This window comes from Oleiphilus sp. HI0123, from assembly GCF_001635315.1.
The window spans coordinates 1-814 of the sequence record NZ_LWGE01000245.1 but is presented as its reverse complement, the minus strand read 5'-3'; the positions used below and the strand labels follow the sequence as shown (position 1 = coordinate 814).

The window sequence follows — 814 nt, the reverse complement described above, 5'->3', positions numbered from 1 at the left end:
TGCGCAACTCGGCGTAATAGATATCATTGTTCATAACGCTGGCATTACTCGCGACAAGACTATTGCTAACATGCCAGAGCACTTTTGGGATCAAGTGATAAACATCAACTTGTCCAGGGTGCTGGATATCAATCGTGCGCTAATAGAAAAGAAGCTACTTGCTAACAATGCACGCATCATCTGTATATCTTCTATTTCCGGGATTGCAGGTAACTTCGGACAAAGTAATTACGCCTGTTCTAAAGCCGGAATAGCCTCTTATGTTGAAGCGATGAGCCAACACACCGCCGACCAGGGCCTTCAGGGGCTAACTATTAACGCCATTGCACCTGGCTTTATAGAAACTGATATGACCCAGCGAATCCCTTTATTGACTCGTGAACTAGGGCGACGTATGAATGCATTATCACAGGGTGGCTTGCCGCTAGATATCGCAGAGGGAGTGAGCTTTTTCAGCCGCCCCGATGCTAATGCGCTTAACGGAAATGTACTTCGTATATGCGGTTTGAGTTTACTAGGTAAGTAAATGTAATAATGGAATGGAATGCGATGACCATCTTGCAGCAAGAATGCCATCGCTTTAAGTTTACTTATCACCAGCTATCAAAAGAACCAGCTGAGGGTCAATTCTCGTACCATACCAATTAACACGCCAATCAAGGTGCGGACCTGTAGAACGACCTCCAGCCCCTACTTTGGCAATTTCCTGGCCTGCCACAATATCTTCACCTTCTTTTACGACAACTTCACTTAGATGAATAAAGGTTGAAGATAGTCCATAACCATGGTCAACAATTAAAGTGCCACCGGAGTA

General features: G+C 44.8%; 2 protein-coding genes. One reads left to right on the top strand and one right to left on the bottom strand.

The features are described from left to right. On the top strand, positions 1-526 hold a 526-nt coding region (locus A3761_RS02440), incomplete at its 5' end, for an SDR family NAD(P)-dependent oxidoreductase (RefSeq protein ID WP_156491522.1). A 60-nt stretch (positions 527-586) separates the two neighbouring features. Here A3761_RS02440 and A3761_RS02435 read toward each other — a convergent pair. Further along, positions 587-814: M23 family metallopeptidase (locus A3761_RS02435; RefSeq protein ID WP_156491521.1), on the bottom strand; the 228-nt coding region annotated here is incomplete at its 5' end.